15 protein-coding genes and 1 pseudogene are annotated in these 21529 nt (G+C 70.9%); 13 read left to right on the forward strand and 3 right to left on the reverse strand.

What is annotated here, in order from left to right; genetic code table 11:
* Positions 1 to 2: 2 nt before the first annotated feature.
* A complete protein-coding gene (locus H2Q94_RS01360; RefSeq protein ID WP_243791153.1) occupies positions 3 to 1808 on the reverse strand; it encodes a glycoside hydrolase family 3 protein in 1806 nt (601 codons plus the stop codon).
* A gap of 524 nt (positions 1809 to 2332) precedes the next feature.
* Positions 2333 to 3172, reverse strand: a complete 840-nt coding sequence (locus tag H2Q94_RS01365; RefSeq protein WP_243795454.1) for an HAD family hydrolase — start codon at positions 3170 to 3172, stop codon at positions 2333 to 2335.
* 706 nt (positions 3173 to 3878) lie between these two features.
* Between H2Q94_RS01365 and ssd the strand changes: the two genes are divergently transcribed.
* From ssd to H2Q94_RS01405, 8 genes are all read left to right on the forward strand, one after another.
* Positions 3879 to 4997 (forward strand): septum site-determining protein Ssd, encoded by a 1119-nt coding sequence (ssd, locus tag H2Q94_RS01370; RefSeq protein WP_243791155.1) that lies wholly within the window; start codon positions 3879 to 3881, stop codon positions 4995 to 4997.
* A complete protein-coding gene (locus H2Q94_RS01375) occupies positions 4982 to 6151 on the forward strand; it encodes a TadA family conjugal transfer-associated ATPase (protein WP_243791157.1) in 1170 nt (389 codons plus the stop codon). The genes ssd and H2Q94_RS01375 overlap by 16 nt, the downstream gene beginning before the upstream one ends.
* Entirely contained in the window at positions 6145 to 6984 is an 840-nt protein-coding gene (locus H2Q94_RS01380; protein WP_243791159.1) for a type II secretion system F family protein, read from the forward strand. Before H2Q94_RS01375 ends, H2Q94_RS01380 begins: the two co-directional genes overlap by 7 nt.
* Positions 6981 to 7724: a type II secretion system F family protein gene (locus tag H2Q94_RS01385; protein ID WP_243791162.1), complete on the forward strand. Its 744-nt coding sequence runs from the start codon at positions 6981 to 6983 to the stop codon at positions 7722 to 7724. The genes H2Q94_RS01380 and H2Q94_RS01385 overlap by 4 nt, the downstream gene beginning before the upstream one ends.
* Before the next feature lie 216 nt (positions 7725 to 7940).
* Complete coding sequence (locus tag H2Q94_RS01390) at positions 7941 to 8144, forward strand: DUF4244 domain-containing protein (RefSeq protein ID WP_258718700.1); 204 nt, start codon at positions 7941 to 7943, stop codon at positions 8142 to 8144.
* Positions 8141 to 8527 carry a TadE family type IV pilus minor pilin gene (locus H2Q94_RS01395; RefSeq protein WP_243791164.1) on the forward strand — a complete coding sequence of 129 codons (387 nt, stop codon included), beginning with the start codon at positions 8141 to 8143 and terminating at the stop codon, positions 8525 to 8527. Before H2Q94_RS01390 ends, H2Q94_RS01395 begins: the two co-directional genes overlap by 4 nt.
* On the forward strand, positions 8524 to 8958 hold the full coding sequence (locus H2Q94_RS30805) for an Rv3654c family TadE-like protein (protein WP_258718648.1): 435 nt from the start codon (positions 8524 to 8526) through the stop codon (positions 8956 to 8958). The genes H2Q94_RS01395 and H2Q94_RS30805 overlap by 4 nt, the downstream gene beginning before the upstream one ends.
* 366 nt (positions 8959 to 9324) lie before the next feature.
* Positions 9325 to 9969 carry a bifunctional DNA primase/polymerase gene (locus tag H2Q94_RS01405; RefSeq protein ID WP_243791166.1) on the forward strand — a complete coding sequence of 215 codons (645 nt, stop codon included), beginning with the start codon at positions 9325 to 9327 and terminating at the stop codon, positions 9967 to 9969.
* 112 nt (positions 9970 to 10081) lie between these two features.
* Here the strand turns inward: H2Q94_RS01405 and H2Q94_RS01410 are convergent.
* Positions 10082 to 12465 (reverse strand): annotated as a pseudogene (locus H2Q94_RS01410) (DEAD/DEAH box helicase).
* A gap of 601 nt (positions 12466 to 13066) precedes the next feature.
* On the opposite strand from H2Q94_RS01410, the gene H2Q94_RS01415 reads away from it, so the two are divergent.
* The 5 genes from H2Q94_RS01415 (at position 13067) to H2Q94_RS01435 (ending at position 21459) form a co-directional block, all read left to right on the forward strand.
* Positions 13067 to 15376 carry a sodium-translocating pyrophosphatase gene (locus tag H2Q94_RS01415; protein WP_243795459.1) on the forward strand — a complete coding sequence of 770 codons (2310 nt, stop codon included), beginning with the start codon at positions 13067 to 13069 and terminating at the stop codon, positions 15374 to 15376.
* 211 nt (positions 15377 to 15587) lie between these two features.
* Positions 15588 to 16274 (forward strand): hypothetical protein, encoded by a 687-nt coding sequence (locus H2Q94_RS01420; protein ID WP_243791168.1) that lies wholly within the window; start codon positions 15588 to 15590, stop codon positions 16272 to 16274.
* A gap of 100 nt (positions 16275 to 16374) precedes the next feature.
* Positions 16375 to 16959, forward strand: coding sequence for a hypothetical protein (locus H2Q94_RS01425; RefSeq protein ID WP_243791170.1), 585 nt, complete (start codon positions 16375 to 16377; stop codon positions 16957 to 16959).
* A gap of 190 nt (positions 16960 to 17149) precedes the next feature.
* A complete protein-coding gene (gene topA / locus H2Q94_RS01430) occupies positions 17150 to 20161 on the forward strand; it encodes a type I DNA topoisomerase (protein ID WP_243791172.1) in 3012 nt (1003 codons plus the stop codon).
* A 56-nt stretch (positions 20162 to 20217) separates the two neighbouring features.
* Positions 20218 to 21459 carry a DNA polymerase III subunit delta' gene (locus tag H2Q94_RS01435; protein ID WP_243791175.1) on the forward strand — a complete coding sequence of 414 codons (1242 nt, stop codon included), beginning with the start codon at positions 20218 to 20220 and terminating at the stop codon, positions 21457 to 21459.
* The last annotated feature ends 70 nt before the right edge of the window (positions 21460 to 21529 follow it).

Here is a 21529-nt window from a genome sequence, read left to right on the forward strand (position 1 = left end):
GGTCACCAGCTCAATCCGTGGCCGAACGGGAAGCGCTCCGTTCCGGGACCGTCCGGGTCGGGCACCGGAACCGGCAGCTTCCCGGTCGGGGCGACCTCGCCGAGCAGCACCCGCGCCAGCGACTCCATCGCCACCGGCTTGTCCGAGTACGTCGTCACCCAGGTGGGCACCGACTCCACGTACGCCGCGTCGTACGGGTCCCGCACCGGGACCGCGATCACCCGCACGCCGGAGGCCTGCAACTCGCGCACCAGCACGCGTTGCGGGCTGTTGTCCTCGTTCCACGCCGCGTTGGTGAGCACCACCGCCGTGTCGTGGTCCTTGGCCGCGTCCACGGCTTGCGCGACCTGGGTGGGCGTCGGCTCCATGCCGGTCGGCAGCGCCGTCGCCTGCGGCCCGCGAACCCCGATCCGCTCGGCCAGAACCTTCGTCGCCTCGTCCCCTGCGCCGGTGACCAGCACCCGGCCCGGATCCCGCAGCGGCAGCTCGTTCGCGTCGTTGCGCAGCACCGTCGTCGTGCGGTCGGTGATCCGCTGAGCCTGCTTCCGGTGCTCGGCGTTGCCGACGAGCTCGTCGACCTTGGCCGGGTCGACGAACGGCGCGTCCAGCACGCCGCGCTTGCGCTTCAGTTCCAAGATCCGTTCGACGCTGGCGTCGATGCGTTCCTCGGTCAGCGCCCCCGAGCGCACCGCGCCCAGCACGCCGTCGATCGCCACCGGCAGGTTCTGCGGCATCAGCAGCTGGTCGGCGCCCGCCTGCAACGCCAGCACCGGGATCTCCGCGTCCGGGTGCTGGGTCCGCACTCCGTCCATCTGCAGCGAATCGGTGGCGATCACGCCCCGGTAGCCCAGCTCGTCACGCAACATCCCGTTGAGCACGGCGGGCGACAGCGTCGACGGCTCGCCCGAGTCGTCCAGCTTCGGCACCACGATGTGGCCGCTCATCACGACATCGGTGCCCGCGGCGATGGCCTCCCGGAACGGCGGGGCGTCGAGCTGTTCCCACTGCTCCCGGGTGTGCTCGATGACCGGCAGCGAGGTGTGGCTGTCCTGGTTGGTGTCCCCGTGGCCGGGGAAGTGCTTGACCGCCGCGGCGACCCCTGCCGCGCCCGGATCCTGGTAGCCGCGCACCGCGGCCGCCGACAGCTGTGCGGCCAGCGCCGGGTCGGAGGAGAAGGAACGCACCCCGATCACCGGGTTCGCCGGGTTCACGTTCACGTCGCCGCTCGGCGCGAAGTTCTGGTTCAGCCCCATCGCGCGCAGTTCCTCGCCGGTGATCCGCGCGGACGTCTCGGCGTCCTGCGGGCTGCGGCCCGCGCCCAGTGCCATGTTGCCGGGCAGCTGCGTAGCGGGCTCCCCGATCCGGGTCACCTGCCCCTGCTCCTGATCGGTGGAGATCAACAGCGGCACCCCGGCTCCGGAGGACACCGCGGCTTGCTGCACGCCGTTGGAGTGCTCCGCGAGCTGCTTCGGGTCGTAGAGGCTGTCGGTCCAGTTGAAGTGGATCAGTCCGCCCAGGTGGTAGCGCTGCACCACCTGCGCCGGGGTGTCCACGCCGAACTCGACCTGGTTCTGCGGGTGCACCGTGTCGGCGGTGCGCCCGTGGGCGTAGGTCACGAAGAGCTGGCCGACCTTCTCTTCCAGCGTCATGGCCTGCACCTTCGCCTTGACGGAGGGATCGACCGCGCTGTGCACGGACGGAGCGGGCGGCTGCTGGGCGCCCGCGGCGGAGAGTCCGCCGCCGACGGCGAGCACCGCTACCGCGCTGCCGAGGGCCGCCGTGAGTCGGCGAGACCGTTTCGAGCCCACGGGGGACCTCCTGGGGCTGTTGCCCACAGTCCCGTGGCGGGGCGCCGGTTCGGGGTCGGCGGGCGAGGGCGGAAAGTCGTCCACCACATGATGGATGGAATCCGGAAGCTACCCACATGCCCCTGCCCGGTCAACGTCATTCAACGGCGGCGCTGGGGAAAATCCCTGATCAGCTCATCGGGTGGGGTTCGTTGCCTCGGAGAGGGGCGACGCATGAACGGCGGCGCCCGCCTCGACGAGCGCCGCCTTCGCGTGATCGGACGGGTTACCAAGCGTGCATGAATGTCGTAACTGCTGGGCTAGGCGTCCGGCGTCCCGGTACGCAACCCCGTCGACGACCGGCCTCACGTGGCGGCAGCGCGTGGGTGCTCCGTCCCTACGCACGGAGCCCGGTTCAGGGTGGACGATGCTTCTCCTCCGCACCGTCCCTGGCCGAGCCAGGGTCCGCACTTCCTTTGTAGCCCTAGGTGCGAACCACGGCAATCCCTGGCCCTTGGTCGTTTCCGGTGACGGGTTCGCGCTGATCAGCGGCCTCGGCGGAAGCGGCGCAGTCCCCACCAGGCCGCACCGGCGGCGGCGACGGCTCCGACGCCCACGCCGGCGGCGGTGACGGCCGCGCGGGACGGGGTGGGGAAACGGGCGCGCAGCGAGATCGGTTGTTCGAACGCGAGCGACGGCCAGCCGCGCTGCGCGGCCTGCTTGCGCAGACCGCGGTCCGGGTTGACGGCGGTGGGGTGGCCGACCGCCTCCAGCAGCGGAAGGTCGGTCACCGAATCCGAATAGGCGTGACTGGCGGTGAGGTCGTAGCCGTACTGCTCGGCGAGTTCACGCGCTGCGACGGCTTTGTTCTCCGCCGAGCAGTAGAACTCCACTTCGCCCGTGTATCTGCCGTCGGCGACCACCATCCGGGTGCCCGCGGAATGGTTCGCGCCTAGCAGGGTGGCAATCGGAGCTACGACTTCTTGCCCAGAAGCGGAGAGCACGACAATGTCGTGGCCCTGCTCTTTGTGCTCCGTGATCAGCTGGGTGGCTTCCTTGTACACGAGCGGGTCGACGATGTCGTGGAGGGTTTCCTCGACGATGGCGTTGACCTGCTCGACGTCCCATCCGGCGCACAGCGAGGTGATGTGCGCGCGCATCCGGTCCATCTGGTCGGCGTCGGCGCCGGCCAGCATGAACACGAATTGCGCGTAGGCGCTTTTCAGTACCGCCCTGCGGTTGATGAGGCCTTCTTGGAAGAACGGCCTGCTGAATGCGAGCGTGCTCGATTTCGCAATGACCGTTTTGTCCAGGTCGAAGAAGGCTGCCGCCCGAGGCTCGGTGGCGGCCGGAGGGTTCGCGGGCGCTGTCACGTCCCACAGCATACGAAACCTCGAGGGTATCCGGACGCCTGTGCGTTCCGCCGAATGCATCAGTCACTCTGGGTGTCGATGGTGGTTCCCGGTCAGGGTGAGTCAGGCGTGCGCGGGGTCCCGATGCCCTGCACGCGGAGTTTCCGAGGGCGCGACCGGAGGCTGACGTTCCTCCTAATGGACGGGGCGCGTGTGGGGGCGTGGGGCGCTACAGTTAGGGAGTCCGGGAGCCCCGGATGGGTTCAGCTCGACCCCCCGGAGCTGAACTCTCGACGACCCCCGTCCCTCCCCCCTGACGGGGGTCGTCCTCATTCTGCCGCCGCGTCTTCGTCGCCGACCGGGTCGGCGCATTCGGCGGGTTCTTCCGCCGCGGCATCTCGGGTGTTTCGCCCCGAACCGCTTCCCGTTTTGTGGCGCGACGTGCGTCGAGGGTGCTTCTCATTGCGGTCGTCACCGGTGCCGCCACGGTGGGCGTGACATTGTCGGACAAGTGTGCATGTGCGATTTTCGCTGACCAGTGGCCCCTTTTCGGCAACTCTTAACCTTCGGCTTCACTGAACCGGGGGATGGGTTATCCACAGGGCTTCGATTCATCCACAGATTTGCGAATTGGGGATCGACGACGCGTTCCGGCTCGGCCACCGTTGAAGGCGAGCGGGAATTCGCCGGATTCGCACTTCGGCCCCGCGATCACCTTGATCCCGAACGGGGCCGGCGCATGTCCACGACCACACCTTTGCTCATCACCCGGGACGAGACCCTCGCCGAGGAGGTCACCAGGCTCGCCGCCGTGGCGGGCTGTGAACTGCGCAGACGTGACGGCGCCAACGGCGTAGGCGGCCACTGGCGGGACGCCGCGCTGATCCTGCTCGACGGTCCGGCCGCGGCGGAGGCGCTGACGGCGGGACTTCCGCGAAGAGCGGGCGTCGTACTGCTGACCAGAGGGCAGGCGGAATCCCGGTGGCGATCGGCGTTCGAAGTCGGCGCCGACGTGCTGCTCGACCTGCCCGCGCAGGAATTCCGGCTCGTCGAACTGCTCACCGACACCGTCGACGGCGAGCGGACGTCCGCTACCGGGCGGGTGCTGGCCGTGCTCGGGGGCACCGGTGGTGCGGGGGCCTCCACGCTGGCTGCCGCGACGGCGGTGGCGGCGGCCCGCGGTGGTGCTCGATCGCTGCTGCTGGACTGCGACCCGGCGGGCGGCGGGCTGGACCTGACCGTCGGCGTCGAACGCACCTCCGGCCTGCGCTGGTCCGGGCTGACCATCAGCGGCGGCCGGGTTCCGTCCGGCGCGCTGCACGAGGCGCTGCCCGGCAGGCGCCTCGGAGCGGGTTGGCTCACCGTGCTGTCCTGCGACCGGGACGGTCCGTCGGAAGGCCTCACCGCGACCTCGGTCCGCGCCGTGCTGGACGCGGGACGGCGCGCTGGGGAGACCGTGGTGTGCGACCTGCCGCGGACTCCGTCCGAACCGGCGTCGGCGGTGCTGCGGCGCGCGGATCTCACGATCGTGGTGATACCGGCGGAGGTCCGTGCCTGCGCGGCCGCCGCGAGCACCGCGGAGCTCGTGCGCGAACACTCGGCCGGACCGGTGTGCGGCGTGGTGCGCGGTCCGGCGCCCGGTGGGCTCCTGGTGGAGGACATCGAGCGTGCCGTGGGCGTCGACGTGCTGTCGGTGCTGCGGGCGCAACCGGGCCTGGCCTCAGCCGTCGACCGAGGCGGGCTGTGCGCGACCAGATCCGGCAGCCGCGGTCCGATCGTGCGCACCGCGGGCGAGATCCTCGGCGTGCTCGACGAGCTCGCGGCCGGACGGGCGGTGGCGTCGTGCACACCGAGCTGATCGAGCGAGTGCGTCGACGCCTCGCGGGCAGCGGTGCGCCGGTGAGCCCGGTCGCGGTCGCCGCGGCGGTCCGCGAGGAGTCCGGCGGGCTGGTCGCCGACACCGATCTGCTCACCGCGCTCCGCGCCCTGCAACAGGAATTCCTCGGTGCCGGGGTGCTCGAACCGCTGCTGCGGGATCCGCGGGTCACCGATGTGCTGGTGACCGCGCCCGACCAGGTGTGGGTCGATCGAGGTGACGGGCTGCGCGGCTGCTCGGTCACGTTCCCCGACGACGACGGCGTGCGCAGGCTCGCCCAGCGGCTCGCGGTGGCCACCGGCAGGCGGCTGGACGAGGCGCAACCTTGGGTCGACGCGTGGCTGCCGGGAGCGGAGGCGGGTGAGGCGGTCCGCCTGCACGCGGTGCTGCCGCCGGTCGCCGCGGGCGGCACCTGCCTGTCCTTGCGCGTGCTGCGACCGGCCTCGCACGACGTGGACGCGCTGCGCAGACTCGGCACGTTCGACGAGGGCCTCGCCGCCGTGCTGCGGGAGATCGTGCGCCACCGGCTGGCGTTCCTGGTCACCGGCGGCACCGGCGCGGGCAAGACGACCTTGCTCGCCGCGCTGCTGGGCGAGGTTCCCCGGACCGAACGGATCATCTGCGTCGAGGAGGCCGGGGAGCTGCGGCCCGGACATCCGCACGTCGTCCGGCTGCTGACCAGGCCGCCGAACGTCGAGGGAGCGGGTGAGATCCGGGTGCGCGACCTGGTGCGCCAAGCCCTGCGGATGCGACCGGACCGGCTGATCGTCGGAGAGGTGCGCGGCGCCGAGGTGTGCGAGCTGCTCGCCGCCTTGAACACCGGCCATGACGGGGGCGGCGGCACCGTGCACGCGAATTCGCCCGCGGAGGTACCGGCTCGGTTGGAGGCGCTGGCCGCGCTGGGCGGCCTTTCTCGGCAGGCGCTGCACAGCCAGCTGGCGGCGGCCGTGCAGGTAGTGCTGCACGTCCGGCGTTCCACCGGCCGCGGCAGGTACCTCGCTGCGATCGGCGTGCTGCGGCGCGAGGACGAGCTGGTGCGGGTCGTGCCCGCCTGGGACTGCGACACGGGTTGGGGCGACGGACGGCAGGACCTGGCGGCACTGCTGCGAGCCAGGGGAGGTGAGGTGCCGTGCTGAGCTCGTTGCTGTTGCCCGCGGCGGCCTTGCTGAGCTGGCCGGACCCGCGCGCCCGGACCCGGCTGGCGATGGTGCGGCCGGCCATTCCGCAGGGGAGTGCGCCCACGCTGTCGCGCGTGCGAGCGGTACCGATCGCCGTGCTGTGCGGGGTCCTGGTCGCCACGCTGCTCGCCGGTGTCGGTGGTCTGCTGGCGTCCGGAGGGGTGGCCGCGGTGGGGCTCTGGTGGTGGTGGGGACGCGGAGCCGACCGACGCCGCCTGGCCCGCTCGGCCGCGCTCGCCGCCGGACTGCGGCTGCTCGTGGCGGAGCTGCGGGCCGGGGCGCATCCGGCGGCGGCCGCGGAAGGAGCCGCGGCGGAAGCGGAACCCGCGGTGGCCGGGGTGTTCCGGGACTTGGCGGCGACGGCGCGGCTCGGCGGCGACGCGGCCGCCGTGCTCAGCACTGCCGCCGAAGCCGGTCCGGCCGAGCCGAATGGGGTGGGACATCCCGCCCGTTCGGATCCGCTGGCACGAGCCGGGCGGGCCTGGGCCTTGGCGGATCGGCACGGCGTCGCGCTGGCGGAACTGCTGGACTCGGTGCGTCGCGATCTTGAACACCGGGTGGCGTTCGCCCGGGACGTCGAGGCGAAGCTGGCGGGTCCGCGCTCGACGGCCGCGGTGCTGGCCGGTCTGCCGCTGCTCGGCCTGGTGCTCGGACAGGCGTCCGGGGCGGAGCCGCTGACGGTTCTGGCGAACGGGCTGCTCGGGCAGGTGTTGCTTGTCGTCGGGATCGCGTTGCTGTGCGCCGGCGTGGTGTGGACCGTCCGGCTGACCGAGTCGGTGGTGCGGACGTGAGCGCGTACCCGTTCGCCGGAGCGACCGTGCTGCCGCTGGCTGTGGCGCTGTTCGGGGTGGGGCTGCTGGCGATTCCGCCCTGCCCGGCTCGGGCGCGATTGCCGCCGATCTCCAGCGGAACGGAACGGTTCGCCGCGCTGGGCGAGTGGTCCGGCGGGCGGTGGGCGACGGTTCCGGCGACGGCGGCCGGGGGCGTGTTCGGCGCACTGGTCGGCGGGCCGGTGGCGGCCCTCGCGGTAGCGGCCGGAGTGTTCTGGTGGCTGCGACCAGCGGCGCGGCGCGTCCGAGCGGAGCCGGTGGACCCGTTGGTGCTGGCGGCCGGATGGGATCTGCTCGCCGCCGGTATGCGGGCGGGCCTGCCACCGGTGGTGCTGGTGCGTGCGGTGGCGGCGGAGTTCACCGGTGCCGCGGGCGCGGCCTTGCGGGAAGTCGCCGGTCTGCTCGAACTCGGCGCGGATCCGGCGGCCGCGTGGGAACCCGCGTTGCGGCATCCCGGCACCGCCGAGCTGGGTCGAGCGGCCCGGCGGACCGCCCGCACCGGCAGCGCGTTGGCCGACGTCGCGACCGAACTCGCGGCCGAATCCAGGGCGGCGTTGGCGGATCGAGCGCAAGCGAGGGCGCAGCGGGCGGCGGTGTGGGTCGCCGCTCCGCTCGGACTGTGCTTCTTGCCCGCATTCCTGTGCCTGGGAGTGCTCCCGGTGGTGGTGGGCATGGTGCAGCGGTTGCCGATGTCCTGGTGAGTCCGAACCAGAAATCCACTGTGGACCGATTCGGTGGCGGGGAAATCGTTGCGGACTCGGACGTTCTCGTTCGATGCCGCCGCACACGCCGAAGAACTTCGGCAACGAGCGACCGGTCATCAGACCGGCGGAGGAGAGGAGATTGCCATGGGTTTTCGACCGGCGAAGTCCACGGCGTGGACGATCAGCACCTGCGGTGGCGGACCACGGTGCCGACTGACGCTCGGACATGAGATCGCTCGACGACGCTGGCGCGCGCTGTTCCGCGGCGACGGCGGGATGAGCACGGCCGAGTACGCGATCGGCACGGTGGCCGCGGCCGCGTTCGCCGGGTTGCTCTACACGGTGGTGACCGGAGATTCGGTGACCGCGGCGCTCACCTCGCTCGTCGAACGCGCGCTGCAGAGCGGTGTCGAGTGAGCGCCCCGCCGATCGCACGCCGCGACGGTGGTGCGGTGACCGTCGAAGCGGCGCTGGGTATCGGTTCGGTGGTCGCGGTGTTCCTGCTCGCGTTGTCGGCGCTGAGCGTGCTGCTGAGCCAGTTGCGCTGCACCGACGCCGCGGTGGAAGCCGCCCGCCTGGCCGCCAGGGGCGACCGCGCCGGCGCCCGCGTCGCGGTGGATCGGCTGGCTCCGGCAGGAGCGACGCTGACGATCTCCACCGGGGACGGGCTGGCCACGGCGGAAGTCCTCGCCGCACCGGGCACGGGCCTGCTCCCGGAGCACTGGCGCCGCAGCCGTGCCTCGGCGGCATTGGAACCAGGGGAGCAGGGGACGTCAGGGCCGCCGGAGGCGCTGCCGTGAGCAGCGGTGCGGCGGGCGCGGTTCGACACGCGCCCGCCGCCCACCGCCCGGACGAACGGGTCGAACAGGACGAACGGCGAGAAAGGAGGGAATACGGGGTCGCCACCGTGCTCGCGGCGGTCCTGATTCTCGGGATGGTCGCGATCACGGGTTTCGGTCTCGCACTCGGATCAGCCATGCTGGCGCGGCATCGGGCTGAAGGAGCCGCGGATCTGGCGGCGCTCGCAGCGGCCGCGCGTGCTCCACGAGGTGCGGAGCACGCCTGCGCGGCGGCGAGCGGGGTCGCGGCCGCGATGCGAGTGCGACTGCTCGACTGCGCACTGGAGGGACCGGACGCCCGGATAGTGATCGAAATCCGCGTACCGACCGGGCTAGGTTCATTATCGCCGCAGGTCACAGGGCGTTCGCGGGCTGGTCCGGTGCCCCGTTGACGAGGCGAGGGGCCGCGCTGAGCGGTCACGCCTCCCGGACCAACGACCGATGATCGTGAGCGAGCGGCTCGGAACCGACACTCCGACATATCAGCGCCCCTCCCGGCACCCGCACGCTCGTCGCCGCTGAGCGACCGGTCATCGACCAGGGGCTGTACGGGGGTGGGGGCGATGACGTTGATTGATGGTGCGGATGCGAGCAGGAGACCCGACATCGTGGTCGGTCTCAGGTGAACGGTCGCAGGGCAGCGGCCGACCGGTGCGAAAGCATTCGTCACGGTCAAGTGAGGAGAGGTAATGGACTGGTCAGCGAACAGGCGGCCCAGTGCTTCCGGAGGGAACGTCTCCGGAGGGGCCGGTGCTGCTGTGGAGGCCAGTGTCACCGGCTGGGCGAGCGCCTTCCGGATCGAGCTCCGGGTGCAGGCCATCGAGCTGGCGTCCCGTGGCTGGTCGGTGCTGCCCGGTACGTACCCGGCCGGGTACGAGGCGGGTGCTCCCGCCTGGTCCCGTTCCGAGGTCGAGCGTCCCAGCGGCGCGACTCACCCCGTTCCCGTTCACGCGGACTGGCAGGACCGGCTCGGTGCCGACGCGCGCCAGGTCGCGGACTGGTGGTCCGAGCAGCCGTACAGCCTGCTCGTCGCCACCGGTGAGCAGGTCGAGGCGCTGGAAACCGGCTCCGAACTGGGCAGGCGCGCGGCACGCGCACTGCGCTCGTTGGGCGTTCCGGTCCCGATCGTGGCCACCCCGGACGGCCGCTGGTACTTCCTCGCCGCCGGTGGTTCGTCCGCCGCGGTGTGCCCCGAGCTTGTGGCGGCGGGAGTCGTCCGCAGGCACAGCGCCGGCAGCTGGCTGCCGGTGCCCCCGACCACTTTCCACCACGGTGTCGTGCACTGGCGGGTCAAGCCGGAGGTCTGCGGGTGGCGGTTGCCGTCCCCCGAGATCATCGGTGATGCCCTGCGCATCGGTGCGGACGCCGTCCAAGACGTGGCGGAACTCGTCGTGGCGGGCTAGTCCCGCGACGGCCGCGAACCGAGTCGCTCAGGCACTGGACGCCCGACCCGTCCAGGGGCACCCCCGATAGGGGCCGGCGGCGGGAGCGAGTGGGACCGGCGAACCCCCTCGCTCACCCGATCCGCCGTCGGCCCTCAGCCCTGCCCGGTGACTCCCCGTGCGCGGTCGTGAGTACGTCGAGAACAGCCACCGCCCCCGCCTTGTCCAGTGGTTCGTTGCCGTTCCCGCACTTCGGCGATTGAACACAGGACGGGCAACCCGCCGGGCAGTCGCAGGAGACGATCGCCTCCCGCGTCGCGGCCAACCAGGGGAACAACGCGGCGAAGCCGCGGTCGGCGAAGCCGGCTCCCCAGGGTGACCGTCGTGCACGAACACAGTGGCTTGTCCCGTGTGTTCGTGCAGGGCAGTGGAGACACCACCGATGTCCCACCGGTCACAGGTCGCGAACAGCGGCAGCAGGCCGATCGCCGCGTGCTCGGCGGCGTGCAGCGCGCCGGGGATGCGCGCCGGGTCCAGCCCGGCGCCCCCCGGCGCGTTGTCGGTCAACAGCTCATCGGAGATCGTGTACCAGACCGCGCGGGTCATCAGCTTGCGCGCGGGCAGTTCCAGCGGAATCTGATCGAGGACCTGGCCGGACGGCAGGGTGCGCAGGTAGCCGACGACCTGCGAGGTGACCTCCACGTCCCCGAGGCAGACCGTCACGCCCGGTGCCGGATGCCGCTCCTGCACCGTGGTGAGCACCGAGATGTCCACCAGATCGCGCGGCGAGGTCGTCCAGTCCGGGTTCTCTCCGTGCACCAGCGCCAGTCCGCCGTCCAAGTCGAGTTCGTCGACCACGAACGACTGCCCCTGGTGCAGGTACACCGCTCCGGGATGCACCGTCGCGCAAGCCGACTCCGGGTCGACGGTGCCGAGCATCCGCCCGGAGTCGCCTTCGACCACGGCGATCTGTTGCCCGCCGGATCCGCGCAGCTCCACCTCTCGATGCGGACGTTCCCGCGAAGTCCAGTACCAGCCGTGCGGCCGCTTGCGCAGCACGCCCGCCTCGGTCAAGGCTTCGGTCGCGGCCAGCGCGGGCGCACCGCCGAAGATCTCGAAAGCCGCCTCGTCCAGCGGTAACTCCGCCGCGGCGCACGCCAGGTGCGGTTCGAGGACGTAGGGGTTGGCCGGATCCAGCACCGTCGATTCCACCGGCCGGTCCAGCACGGCGGGCGGATGGTGCACGAGGTAGGTGTCCAGCGGGTCGTCGCGGGCGACGAAGATGACCAGCGCATCGTCGCCGTCCCGCCCGGCCCGCCCGGCCTGCTGCCAGAACGAGGCGAGCGTGCCGGGATAACCGGCGACGACCACCGCGTCCAGTCCCGCGATGTCCACGCCGAGCTCCAGCGCGTTCGTCGCGGCGACGGCGAGCAGTTCCCCGGTCAGCAGCGACCGTTCCAGCTTCCGCCGGTCCTCCGGGAGGTAGCCGCCGCGATAGGCGGCGACCTTGCCCACCAACTCGTCGTCCACTTCGGACAGTGCGCGTCTCGCGGCGAGCGCCGCCAGTTCGGTGCCGCGCCGGGACCGGATGAACGCCAGCGTGCGGGCGCCCTCAACGACCAGCTCGGTCAGGATCCGGGCCGTTTCCGTGCCCGCCGACCGGCGCACCGGGGCATCGTTTTCGCCCGCGATGTTCTCCAGCAGCGGCGGTTCCCACAGCACCACGGTCCGGGCGCCGCGCGGCGACCCGTCCTCGGTGACCGCCCGGCACGCGTCGCCGATCAACCGTTCCCCGAGCGAAGCCGGATCGGACACGGTCGCCGAGGCGAGCACGAACACCGGTTCCGCCCCGTAGTACCGGGCGATCCGCCGCAACCGCCGCAGCAGCAGCGCCACGTGCGAGCCGAACACCCCTCGGTAGGTGTGGCATTCGTCGACGACCACGTACGTCAGGTTCCGGAAGAACCGCGCCCAGCGGGAGTGCCGGGCGAGCACACCGTGGTGCAGCATGTCCGGGTTCGTGAACACCCAGCGTCCGTGGGCTCGCACCCAGTCCCGTTCGACGCGCGGAGTGTCACCGTCGTAGGCGGCGGCGCGAATTCCGTCCAGTCCGAGCTCAGTGATCGTCCGCAGCTGATCGGCCCCGAGCGCCTTCGTCGGCGACAGGTAGAGCGCGGTGGCCCGCTCGTCGGTGAGCAGCCGGGACAGCACCGGCAACTGGTAGATCATCGACTTGCCGGAGGCGGTCCCGGTGGCGACCACCAGGTGTTCACAGGCCCACGCCGCTTCGGCGCCTGCGGCTTGGTGCGTCCAGGGGCGATCGGCGCCGCGGGTGCGCAGCGCATCGACCAGCTGCTCCGGTGCCCAACCGGGCCAGTCCGCGTGCCGTGCCGGGCGGTCCGGCAGCTGTTCGACGTGCCGCAGCGGCGATTCGTCCGCCGGTACTCCGGCCAGTACCCGGTCCAGCAGCCGCTTCCCGCTGCTCGTCCTGCCCGCGTTCCGGTGTGCCGAGTTCACACCGTCGAGCGTCGCACAACGCCGTTCTCGCACGGCACGCGCTCGGGGTACGCGGACGCCGCCCGATGATCTCGTTCGAGTGGACACGGCCGCGGTCGCTTCGTCGTGGGCTCGTCTCGGGGCCGTTCGGGTGTGAGGTGGCCACCGGATGCGTGGAGCCCCCGGTCCGGGCGGTCGGCGCCCACGTGCTGATCGCTCGCTCCGAACGGTTGAGGAAGCGACACGCCGAATCGATCCGGAACGCGACACGCGATACACGAGGTACCCCGTTCGGTCCACATAGAAGTGTGCCTGAACGGGTGATCAAGTCCAAACTGGATCGATTCGCAGATAACAAAAGAGCACTTCGATGAGAGGCGAGTATCACATCGTGAAGTAAGACACGTAAGGCCTGAATAGACTTCGCGGCCACGACATCGCTCGCGGACGGCCCCAGGTGGACCGCATGCGCGCGAGGCCGTACCGAGCGTCGGAGCGGACGCACCACCGCCTCTCCGGCGTGCCACCGAGCCACACCCGAGGAGGACGGATGTCCCTGCTGTCCCCGGTCCAGCCCGGCTGGGTCGCCCAGGGCACTGCACCACCGAGCTCGACGCACCGGATGGACCTCGCTCAGAACACCTCCGGCGCACTCGAACTCAGCGGCTCCGACTACGCCATCGTCGGCGTGGTCATGATCATCGCTTTGGCGGCGCTCGCCTTCGGCTACGTGCTGATCAAGGAGGTGCTGGCGGCCGGCCAGGGGTCGGCCAAGATGCAGCAGATCTCGCAGGCGGTGCAGGAAGGCGCCGCCGCGTACCTCAATCGGCAGTTCCGGACGCTGAGCGGCTTCGCCGCGATCGTGTTCCTGGTGCTGTTCGTACTACCAGCCAACAGCACCGGCGAACGCATCGGCCGATCGATCTTCTTCCTGTTCGGCGCGGCGTTCTCCGCCGCCATCGGATACCTCGGCATGTGGCTGTCCACTCGCGCGAACGTGCGGGTCGCGGCGGCGTCCAACGATCCCGGCGAGGGCCGGGAGAAAGCGATGCGCGTCGCGTTCCGCACGGGCGGCGTCGTCGGCATGAGCACGGTCGGCCTCGGCCTGTTCGGTGCGGCGCTGGTCGTGCTGGTCTACGCCGGTGAGGCGCCCAGGGTGCTGGAAGGTTTCGGCTTCGGGGCCGCGCTGCTCGCGATGTTCATGCGTGTCGGCGGCGGCATCTTCACCAAGGCCGCCGATGTGGGCGCCGACCTCGTCGGCAAGGTCGAGCAGGACATCCCCGAGGACGACCCGCGCAACGCGGCGACCATCGCCGACAACGTGGGCGACAACGTCGGGGACTGCGCGGGCATGGCCGCCGACCTGTTCGAGTCGTACGCGGTGACCTTGGTGGCCTCGCTGATCCTGGGCACCGCCGCGTTCGGGCTGAAAGGCCTGCTGTTCCCGCTGATCGTGCCCGCGATCGGGGTGGTCACCGCAGTGATCGGCGTGTACATCACGAAGGCGAAGGCCACGGAGAGCGCGCTGACCGCGATCAACCGGTCGTTCTTCATCTCGGCGGGGATCTCGGCGGTGCTGTGCGCCGCGGCCGCGCTGCTGTACCTGCCGTCCTCGTTCTCCGCGCTGGCCGGGGCGTCCGAGGAGGTCCGCAGCAGTCCGGGCAACCCCGCGCTGATCGCGCTCGTCGCGGTGCTCATCGGCATCCTGCTCGCCGCGGTGATCTTGAAGCTGACCGGCTACTACACCGCCACCGAACACCGTCCGGTGCAGGACGTCGGCAAGTCCTCCCAGACCGGTGCGGCCACGGTGATCCTCACCGGACTGTCGGTCGGTTTCGAGTCCGCCGTCTACACGGCGCTGGTGATCGGCGTGGCGGTGTTCGGCGCCTTCCTGCTCTCCAGCACCTTGACGGTGGCGCTGTTCGCGATCGCACTGGCCGGTTGCGGGTTGCTGACCACGGTCGGCGTGATCGTCGCGATGGACACCTTCGGTCCGGTCGCCGACAACGCGCAGGGCATCGCGGAGATGTCCGGTGAGTTCGAGGGCGACGGGGCGAAGATCCTGACCGAGCTGGACGCGGTGGGGAACACGACGAAGGCCATCACCAAGGGCATCGCCATCGCCACCGCCGTGCTGGCGGCGACCGCGCTGTTCGGCTCCTACCAGGACGCGATCACGCAGGCAGCCCGCGAGGTCGGTGCGGAGATCACGGCGGCTTCCTACCAGGTGTTCGCACCGAACATCCTGGTCGGCATCCTGATCGGGTCGGCAGTGGTGTTCCTGTTCTCCGGCTTGGCGATCAACGCCGTGTCCAGGGCCGCGGGCGCCGTGGTCTACGAGGTTCGGCGGCAGTTCAAGCAGAACCCGGGGATCATGGACGGTTCGACCCGCCCGGAGTACCACCGCGTCGTCGACATCTGCACTCGCGATTCGCTGCGCGAGCTGGCGACGCCGGGCCTGCTGGCGGTGCTGGCGCCGATCGCGGTGGGCTTCGGCCTCGGTGTCGGCCCGCTGGCCGGGTACCTGGCCGGTGCTATCGCCACGGGCACCTTGATGGCGGTCTTCCTGGCCAACTCCGGTGGTGCCTGGGACAACTCGAAGAAGCTGGTCGAGGACGGGCATCACGGCGGCAAGGGGTCCGAGGCGCATGCGGCGACGGTCATCGGTGACACCGTCGGCGACCCGTTCAAGGACACCGCCGGTCCGGCGATCAACCCGCTGCTGAAGGTGATGAACCTGGTGTCGGTGCTGATCGCGCCCGCGGTGGTCACGCTGACCGTCGGCGAGTCGGCCTCGCCGCCGGTGCGGATCACCATCGCGATCCTGGCGGCTGTGGTGATCGTGGGCGCCATCGTGGTGTCCAAGCGCCGCAGCACCGCCATCTCGGACACGCCCGCGGACGACGACAAGATCGTCAACGGCGCGACCTGAGCACGACCCGCCAATGGGGCGTCCGGCGATTCGCCGGGCGCCCCATTTCGGTCGTCCCGCCCGGTTTCCCGCAATCCGGGAAATTCCGTGGAATACGAATTCACCCCTGTTGCGCAGGACGGGCGAGAGCGGACAGGCCCCCGGTTCCGGACGGCGCCGCGCGGATGCGGGAGAGTCGGGGAGCACGGTGAAACGACCTGAGGGAATGCGCATGAATATCCGTTCGACGTCCGTCGCGGTGCTCGCCGCCGTCCCGCTGGCGCTGGCCGGCTGCTCCAACGCGGAGCCGCAGCAGCCCGCCCAGCAGCCCCCGCCACAGCAGGAGCAGCCGCAGCAGCAGGAGCAGCCTCAGCCGCAGGCTGGGCAGGCCGGTGCGGACGGGGTCGCCTGGACCGGCAAGCTGTGCGGCCTCGTCGGTGGTTTCTCCGCGTCGCAGCAGCAGGCGCCGCAGGTGGACAAGACCAACACCGACACCTTCAAGACCACGTCGGTCGCGCAGATGACCGCCGCCCACGACGCCGCGAACAAGACGGTGACGGGACTGGAGCAGATCGGTCCCTCGCCGATCGCGGGAGCCGACCAGGTTGCGGGCACCTTCAAGGACGGGTTCACCCAGGTCCGGGACATCCTGACCACGGCGAAGGGCAAGGCCGAACAGGTCGACACCTCGAACGAGCAGACGTTCACCGGCGGCATGCTGGGGGTGCAGGAGGAGCTGAAGAAGGGCCAGCAGCTCGACTTCAGCGCCCAGTTCGCCGAGTTCTCCAAGAACCAGCAGCTCAACGATGCCGCCATGAAGGCTCCGGAGTGCCAGGAGCTGACGAAGGCGGCGGTCGAGCAGGAGCAGCAGCAACAACAGCAGCAGCCGCAACAGCCCCAGCAGCAGCCTCCGGGCTGACGGATTTCGGCCGCGGGTATCGCCCGGATGAGGTCGATCGATCGCTCGTCCGGGCGGAAACCCTGGTCAAGCTCGAACGGACGTTCTACGATCACGGATCGTGGACCAGCTGTCCTTCTATTCCGCCGAGGCTCGTCACCCCCGGGTGGCCGATCTCGCGGGATTGTTGTGCGGCCCGGGACAAGCTGTCGGATTCGGACGTGGCACCGCTGCCCGGCTGTCCGTGGTCGTCGGCGACGACTGGCGGGCGAGGTCGCTGGTGCGAGCCTGCGGCGACCGCGGAGTGGTCGCTGAGCTGGGTCGTTCGGAAGAAGGGCACCCGCTGGTCCGCACCGCGTTCCGCTCCGACCTGACCGGCCTCGCCGGGCAGTGGCTGCGCGGGGCGGTGAAGTCGGTGCCCGCCGGCTTCGCCCCGGACGGTGCGGCCCTCCGGCTCTGGGCGCTCACCGCGGGCCGGCCGGTGCCGGGCGGTTATCTGCTCGGACTGGACCCGCACGCCCCGGAGACCTACGAGCCGCTGGCGGCCGCGCTGGCCAAGGCCGGACTGCCCGCGCGGTGCATGGGGCCACGAGCGGGCGGACCGGCGTTGCGAGTCACCGGCAGGCGGCGGATCGAACGCCTCGCCGAACTCGTCGGTCCGACACCCGATGGTGCGATCGAACGAACGTGGCCGCTGGTGTCCTGAGGATCACGCCACAGGTCACGGCAGGTCACGCAACGGAACACGAGCGCTACCCGATACGTTCGTATGGGACGGAAGACGCGAGTGCGGACGTGTTGTGTGCCACGCTGTGCGTCCCTGGGTGCGGTATCCGGGATGGCATGCGGTGCACACTGGCGGATCGGACGCCTCCGCGAGAAGAGAGCAGGTAAGCGTGGCTGGGTCGACACGGGCGAAGCAGAGCGGCGACAACGGCCGGGCTTCGGGGGCCTCCAACGGGGGGGACTCCGGACGTCGGCGGCTGGTCATCGTCGAGTCCCCGGCCAAGGCTCGCAAGATCGCCTCGTACCTGGGATCGAACTTCGTGGTGGAGTCGTCCCGCGGCCACATCCGCGACCTTCCCCGGGGAGCGGCCGACGTGCCCGCCAAGTACAAGGGCCAGTCCTGGGCGCGGCTGGGCGTGGACGTCGAGAACGACTTCGAACCGCTGTACCTGGTCACCGCGGACAAGAAGTCCACGGTCAGCGAGCTCAAGGACGCCCTCAAGGAAGTCGACGAGCTCTACCTCGCGACGGACGGTGACCGCGAAGGCGAGGCGATCGCCTGGCACCTGATGGAGACGCTGAAGCCGAAGGTGCCGGTGCGCCGGATGGTGTTCCACGAGATCACTGAGTCGGCGATCCAGGCGGCCGCCGCGAACCCGCGCGATCTGGACCAGGACCTGGTCGACGCGCAGGAGACCCGCCGCATCCTGGACCGGCTGTACGGCTACGAGGTCAGCCCGGTGCTGTGGAAGAAGGTCATGCCGAAGCTCTCGGCGGGCCGCGTGCAGTCCGTGGCCACCCGGATCGTGGTGGAGCGCGAGCGGGAGCGCATCAAGTTCGTGCCCGCCTCGTACTGGGACATCTCGGCGACGATGGACGCGGGTTCCGAGGCCGAGCCGCCGCGGTTCGGCGCGCGGCTGGTCACCGTGGACGGCGCGAAGGTCGCCACCGGCCGTGACTTCGGCCCGGACGGTCGGTTGAAGAACGCCGACGCGCGGCCGCTGAACGAGCAGGAGGCGCGGCGCCTCGCGGACGCGTTGACCGACGCGCGGCTCAGCGTGTCCAGCGTCGAAGAGAAGCCGTACACGCGGAAGCCGTACGCGCCGTTCATGACCTCCACGCTGCAGCAGGAGGCGAGCCGCAAGCTCCGCTACTCGGCGGACCGCACGATGCGCACGGCGCAGCGGCTGTACGAGAACGGTTACATCACCTACATGCGTACCGACTCGACGACGCTGTCGGAGACGGCGATCAGCGCGGCGCGCAACCAGGCCAGGGATCTCTACGGCGACAGCCACCTGTCGCCGCAGCCCCGCCAGTACAACCGCAAGGTCAAGAACGCCCAGGAGGCGCACGAGGCGATCCGCCCGGCCGGGGAGAGCTTCCGCACGCCCGGGCAGGTCGCCAAGGAGCTCGACGCCGACGGTTACAAGCTCTACGAGCTGATCTGGCAGCGCACCATCGCCTCGCAGATGGCGGACGCGAAGGGCACCACGCTGTCGGTGCGCATCACCGGCACCGCGAGCAGCGGTGAGGAGTGCACGTTCGCCGCGTCCGGCCGCACCATCACCTTCGCCGGGTTCCTCAAGGCCTACGTCGAGTCGGTGGACTCCGAGGCGGGCGGTGTCGCCGACGACGCCGAGTCGCGGCTGCCGCAGCTCACGAAGGACCAGCCGATCACCGCCGCCGAGCTGGAGCCGGACGGGCACAGCACGAACCCGCCCGCCCGCTACACCGAGGCGAGCCTCGTGAAGGCGCTGGAGGAGCTGGGCATCGGCCGCCCGTCCACCTACGCGTCGATCATCAGCACCGTGCAGGAGCGCGGCTACGTGTGGAAGAAGGGTTCCGCGCTGGTCCCGTCCTGGGTGGCGTTCGCCGTGGTCGGCTTGATGGAACAGCACTTCGGCAGGTTGGTGGACTACGACTTCACCGCCGCGCTGGAGGACGAGCTGGACCGCATCGCGGAGGGACGACAGCAGCGCACGAAGTGGCTGACCGGGTTCTACTTCGGCGGCGAGGTCGGTCCGGGCGACTCGATCGGCCGCGCCGGTGGCTTGAAGAAGCTCGTCGGCTCCAGCGTCGAGCAGATCGACGCGCGCGAGGTGAACTCGATCCCGATGTTCACCGACGAGGAGGGCCGCACGGTCTACGTCCGGGTGGGCCGCTACGGCCCGTACCTGGAGCGGCCGTTGAGCTCGGAGGAGTCGCAGCGGGCGAACCTGCCCGACGACCTGCCGCCGGACGAGCTCAGCTCGGAGGTCGCGGAGAAGCTGTTCGCGACGCCGATGGAGGGCCGCAGCCTCGGCACCGACCCGGAGTCGGGTCACGAGGTGATGGCGAAGGAAGGCCGGTTCGGCCCGTACGTCACGGAGATCCTGCCGGAGGGCGACAAGTCGAAGCCGCGCACCGGCAGCCTGCTGAAGTCGATGTCGCTGGACACGGTGACGATCGACGACGCGTTGAAGCTGCTGTCGCTGCCGCGCGTGGTGGGCAAGGACCCGGAGTCGGGTGAGGAGATCACCGCGCAGAACGGCCGCTACGGGCCGTACTTGAAGCGGGGCACCGATTCGCGGTCGTTGGAGACCGAGGACCAGATCTTCACGATCACCGTGGACGAGGCGTTGAAGATCTACGCGCAGCCCAAGCAGCGCGGTCGTCGGGCCGCGGCGCCACCGCTGCGGGAGCTCGGCGACGAGCCGGACACCGGCAAGCCGCTGGTCATCAAGGACGGCCGCTTCGGTCCGTACGTCACCGATGGCGAGACGAACGCGTCGCTGCGCAAGGGCGATGACGTCGAGTCGTTGACGATGGACCGCGCGGTCGAGCTGATCGCGGAGCGGCGGGCGAAGGCCCCGGCGAAGAAGAAGGCGCCGGCAAAGGCGAAGAGCACGACGGCGAAGACGACGAAGAGCACTGCCGCGAAGAGCACTGGTACGAAGACCGCGGCCAAGAGCTCGGGATCGAAGACCACGGCGTCGAAGAGCTCGGGCACGAAGAGCACTGCCACGAAGAGCACCGGCACGAAGTCGACGTCGAAGAGCACGACCACCAAGAGCGCGACCTCGAAGTCCACCGCTTCGAAGTCCACCTCCACCGCGTCCAAGGCGAAGAGCCCGTCGTCGCGCGCGAGCGGTTCCCGCTCGTCGTCGACGCGCAGCACTTCGTCCACCGGCGGCGCCTGAGGCGGTGTCGGTGCGGCCTCGTACAGTGTGAGTCGACGAGGCCCGGAGGTGACGTGATGACGCAGTCCCCTGACCCGGTCGAGGGCGCCGTTCCACCGGCCACCGGGGTGTGGGCGGACATCGTCGGCCAGCCCGTGGCCGTGCGCACGCTGTTCGCGGCGGCGCAGGCGGCGCACCTGCAGGTGCGTGGTGAGCCCGCTCCCGCCGGCGCCATGACGCACGCGTGGCTGTTCACCGGTCCGCCCGGTTCGGGGCGATCAGTGGCGGCCCGCGCGTTCGCCGCGGCGTTGCAGTGCACGGAGGCGAGCACCATGCCGGGCTGCGGCCGGTGCTCGGCCTGCCGCACCGTCATGTCGGGCACGCACGCCGATGTTCGGCTGGTCGTGCCGGAGGGTCTGACGATCTCGGTGCGCGAGATGCGCGCGCTGGTCCAGGCCGCGGCGCGGCGCCCCACCACCGGCCAGTGGCGGGTCGTGCTGATCGAGGATTCGGACCGTCTCACCGAGGGTGCGGCGAACGCGTTGCTCAAGGCGGTGGAGGAACCACCGGACCGGACGGTCTTCCTGCTGTGCGCGCCTTCCGATCACCCGGAGGACGTGCCGGTGACGATCCGGTCGCGGTGCCGGGCGATGCAGTTGCGCACTCCGCTCGCCGCGTCGATCGCCGAGGTGCTGCGGGAACGCGATGGCGTGGCCGACGAGATGGCGCAGTGGGCGGCGTCGGTGTGCGGCGGGCACATCGGCCGGGCGCGGCGGCTGGCGACGGACCCGGCGGCGCGCGAGCGGCGGGACAAGGTGCTGAGCATTCCGGCCGGCCTGCGCCGGTTCTCCGACGTGTTCACCGCGGCGAGCGGCCTGGTGAAGTCCTCCGAGTCGGAGGCGGTCGCGGCGAACGAGGGCCGGGAAGAGGCGGAGAAGGACGAGCTGCGCACCGCGATGGGTGCGGGCGGCACCGGCAAGGGCACCGCGTCGGCGACTCGTGGCGCCAACGCCGCCTTGAAGGAACTGGAGAAGCGGCAGAAGTCCCGCGCCACCCGGTCGCAGCGGGACGCGCTGGACCTCGCGCTGGTCGACTTGGCCGGGTTCTACCGGGATGTGCTGGTGTCCCGGTCGGGTTCGGGGGCGCCGTTGAACCACCCGGATTACGCCTCGGACGTGTCGAGGGCCGCTACGCAGTGGACTTCGGAGTCGGCGTTGCGCCGGTTGGAGGCGGTGCTGGAATGCCGCACCGCGCTCACCCAGAACGTGAAGCCGATCATCGCCGTGGAGGCGATGGTCGCGACCCTGCACCACGGCTGAGCGACCCGCTGCGCGGAACTCTCCGGAGGCAACGGGCTCCTTGAAAGGGAAAGGCCCCGCGCTCTCCTCC

This window comes from Saccharopolyspora gloriosae, from assembly GCF_022828475.1.
GTDB lineage: Bacteria > Actinomycetota > Actinomycetes > Mycobacteriales > Pseudonocardiaceae > Saccharopolyspora_C > Saccharopolyspora_C gloriosae_A.